Below are 3,535 nucleotides of genomic sequence, written 5' to 3'. Positions count from 1 at the left end.
GCCGCCAGCGCCGTCGGGTCGCCGCCGTAGGCGGCCAGCAGCTCGCCGGCCCGGGCGGCCCAGGCCGGCACGATGTCCGGGCGCATCCGGTCGGCCGGAAGATAGCAGGTGTGGACCGGCTGGCGTCCGGAGGCGGCGCCGGGGTGACGGGCCTCGATGGCGGCGTCGACCGGATCGAGGCCGGCGCTCAGCCGGGAGACGACCTCGGGCGGCAGCGTCGGCGGCGTGACCGGTGTCGGCGGGACTGGTGGGGTCGGCACGGGCGGCATACGGCGCCAGCGTAGCCGGTCAGGCACGTGCAGGGGCGGCATCGATCAGTGCTGTGTCGACGCCGAGCGGGCCGAGGGCCGCGGCGCCACCCGGGGGCGCCGATCGGCTCGGCGCGTCCGGGCAGCGGCCGGTAGAAGAACGTGTGCGCGTCGCCGAGGTGGGCGCGCCCGTCGAGGGCGGCCTGGTCGTCGCCGTCCAGCTCCCGGTCCCAGACGATGGCCTCGACCGGGCAGACCAGCGCGCAGGCCCCGCAGTCGATGCACTCCTCGGGATGGATGAAGAGCTTGCGTCGACCCTCGTAGACGCAGTCGACCGGGCATTCCTCGACGCAGGACCGGTCCGTGATGTCGACGCAGGCCGCGGAGACGATGTAGGCCACGGCGGTCAGCGGTTCGACGCCGGGGGTGAACCCGCTGTCGTGGTGAGGGGCGCGGGGGCGGCTGAGGCCGCCGCCGGCGCGGGGCGCACCGATCGGGGGGGTCGATGCGCGGCGCCGACGGCGGCTGTCTGTGGGGGCGAGGTCCGGTTCCCCGAGGCCGGACGGCCCATCGCCGAATCTGCGGATTCCGGCTGGTCAGGCCCATAATGCCCAGCTACTTTGTACCAAAACCCCCCGCGTAGACAGCCTACGGGGGACAGCCGGCGCGAATGGTGCAGAGTCGCGAATCCGTCCGTGAACCCGAACTCACCGGACTCCACCCGCAGGACGCTGACCTCGGCGTCCCGACCTGGATCAAGGGTACCGAACTCGTCCGAGCGGCCGATCACCGCTGCGGTGTTCGACGTGGCCATCGCGACGACGTCGACCAGGTCCACGCCGAGCGCCCAGATCATCGACATCGTCTCGGGCAGCGACCAGACGGGCCCGTCGGCGTTGAACAGGTTCAGGTCCGTGCTGATCGTGGTAGGCGGGTAGCCGAGGTCCAGCAGCGCCCGGGCGGCTGCATGCCAGGAGATGCGGATGGCAGCGGACGGCCTGCTACGCCAAGCCCAGACCGCCGGTTCGTTTCGCGCCGACCTGGACATCTCGACGCTGCTGAAGCTGGTCAACGCCATCGCGCTCACCGCCGAGCAGACCTCCGACGACGGGGCCCGCCGTCGGGTCGGTGGAGGTGTCGACGCCGGCGTCGTCGAACGCCCGCTGGATGCCACCGGCGAGCACGCGGTGACGGTCGAGCATCGCCGGCAGGTCGGGGTGCACCGGTTGGCCGTCGGCGACGACGAGGCGCCCGGCGACGACGGTGTGCCGGGCGGCCACCGGCCCGCAGCGCAGCCAGGCGTCGATCGGGTCGGACAGGGCGCCGGCGAACGCGACCCCGTCCAGCCCCCAGACGACCAGGTCACCGGCCGAGCCGACGGACAGTTCGCCGATCTCGCCGACCCGGCCGAGGCAGCCCGCGCCACCCCGGGTGGCCATCTCCAACGCGTCGCGGGCCGACATCGCGGCGGCGCCGTGCCGCAGCCGGCCGAGCAGCATCGCGGTGCGGGACTCCAGCCACAGTGACGCCGAGTCCGCCGACGACGACCCGTCGCAGCCGAGCCCGACCGGGACACCGGCGGCGCGCATCTCCGCGACCGGCGCGAGTCCGCCGCCGAGGATCATGTTGCTGCTCGGGCAGTGCGCCACCCCGGTGCCCCAGGCGCCGAGCCGGGCCACCTCCTCGGAGTTCGGGCAGATGCAGTGCGCCACCCAGGCCCGGTCCCCGCCCCAGCCGACCTCGGCGAACTGGTCGATCGGCCGGCGTCCGAAGGTGGCCAGGCAGTACTCGTCCTCCTCGGGGTCCTCGGCGAGATGGGTGTGCAGGCGCACGTCGAGCCGCTCGGCGAGCTCGGCGGTGGCCAGCATCAGGCCGGGGCTGACGGAGAACGGCGAGCACGGCGCCAGCGCCAGGCGCACCATCGCCCCCCAGGACGGGTCGTGATGACGCTGCACCAGTCGCTGTGACTCGGCGAGGATCTCGTCGTCGTCCTGGACCACCGAGTCCGGCGGTAGCCCACCGTCCTTCACCGACCGTGACATCGAGCCGCGGGTCGGATGGAACCGCATCCCCAGCTCCCGGGCCGCGGCGATCTCCGCCGAGATCAGGTCGCCGCCGCCGCGCGGATGCACATACAGATGGTCGGTGCTGGTCGTGCACCCGCCGAGGGCCAGTTCCGTCAGCCCGACGTACGCCGAGACGTGCACCGCCTCCTCGTCGAGCCGTGACCACAGCGGGTAGAGGGTCGTCAGCCAGTGGAACAGTGTGCCGCCGAGGGCGGGCGCGAAGGCCCGGGTGAGGTTCTGGTAGATGTGGTGATGGGTGTTCACCAGTCCGGGGGTGACAAGTGCGCCGTCGGCGCGCAGGACCTGGCTGGCGGGTGGCGGCGCCTCGCCCGGGCCGCCGATCGCGCTGACCAGGCCATCGGTCACCGCGACCCAGCCGCCGCGGATCTCCCGGCGGTCGGCGTCGACGGTGGCGACCAGCTCGGCGCCCACGACGAGCAGATCGGCGGCGACGGGAGCGGTGATGGGGCGAGCGGTGGCGGGAGCCGGCGCGGGAGATGGCGTGGTCATGGCCGCCGATTCTGCGTTCCGCGCGTTACGCACGGGTCACATTGTCCGTCCACGGAGGTTCCGTCATGCCCGCTGATCTGCCCTGCGACCCGGACGGGGCGGTCGACCGGGCGGTCGCGATCGACGACGCGGCCGATCCGCGGGTCGACGACTTCGTCGCGCTCACCGACGTCGCGCTGCGCCGCCGCCGCGAACCCGCCGACGGCCTGTTCATCGCGGAGGGCGAACGGGTCATCGTCCGCGCCCTGCGCGCCGGCTACCGGCCGCGCAGCGTGCTGGTCGCACCGGCCCGGCGCGGCGCCGTCCCCGCGGACCTGCCCGCCGACGTGCCGATCTACGTCGCCGGCCCGGACGTCCTCGCTGCCATCACCGGCTTCGAGGTGCACCGCGGGGCGCTGGCGTCGATGTGCCGGCGCCCGGCGCGGACCGCCGCGGACGTGCTCGCCACCGCGCGGCGGATCCTGATCTGCGAGGACATCGTCAGCCACACCAACCTCGGCGCGATCTTCCGCTCGGCCGCGGGGCTCGGCATGGACGCGGTGCTGCTCAGCCCGCGCTGCGCCGACCCGCTGTACCGGCGGTCCGTGCGGGTGTCGATGGGCGAGGTGTTCGCCGTGCCCTACGCGCGGCTCGACCGGTCGGCTGGCCAGATCGAATACTGCTCCTCGTGATTGAGGACCACACGGTAAACCTGGGTGTCATCCTGGTCCT

4 protein-coding genes and 1 pseudogene are annotated in these 3,535 nt (G+C 73.5%); 1 reads left to right on the top strand and 4 read right to left on the bottom strand.

The features are described from left to right. From MXD58_RS23060 to MXD58_RS23045, 4 genes are all read right to left on the bottom strand, one after another. Positions 1-260: DUF6986 family protein (locus tag MXD58_RS23060; protein WP_518478651.1), on the bottom strand; the 260-nt coding region annotated here is incomplete at its 3' end. Beyond that, on the bottom strand, positions 188-649 hold the full coding sequence (locus MXD58_RS23055; protein ID WP_308302029.1) for a ferredoxin family protein: 462 nt from the start codon (positions 647-649) through the stop codon (positions 188-190). The genes MXD58_RS23055 and MXD58_RS23060, both read right to left, overlap by 73 nt. A gap of 5 nt (positions 650-654) precedes the next feature. Then, positions 655-1,326: an amidohydrolase family protein gene (locus MXD58_RS23050; protein WP_248839108.1), complete on the bottom strand. Its 672-nt coding sequence runs from the start codon at positions 1,324-1,326 to the stop codon at positions 655-657. After that, positions 1,250-2,824: an 8-oxoguanine deaminase gene (locus MXD58_RS23045; protein ID WP_248839109.1), complete on the bottom strand. Its 1,575-nt coding sequence runs from the start codon at positions 2,822-2,824 to the stop codon at positions 1,250-1,252. Before MXD58_RS23045 ends, MXD58_RS23050 begins: the two co-directional genes overlap by 77 nt. 65 nt (positions 2,825-2,889) lie before the next feature. On the opposite strand from MXD58_RS23045, the pseudogene MXD58_RS23040 reads away from it, so the two are divergent. After that, positions 2,890-3,477, top strand: a pseudogene (locus tag MXD58_RS23040) (TrmH family RNA methyltransferase); the annotation flags it as partial. Positions 3,478-3,535 lie beyond the last annotated feature (58 nt).

Origin of the sequence: Frankia sp. AgKG'84/4, from assembly GCF_023242965.2 — a bacterium.
GTDB lineage: Bacteria > Actinomycetota > Actinomycetes > Frankiales > Frankiaceae > Frankia.
The sequence above is the reverse complement of the archived record's forward strand: the minus strand, read 5'-3'. Positions and strand labels throughout refer to the sequence as shown.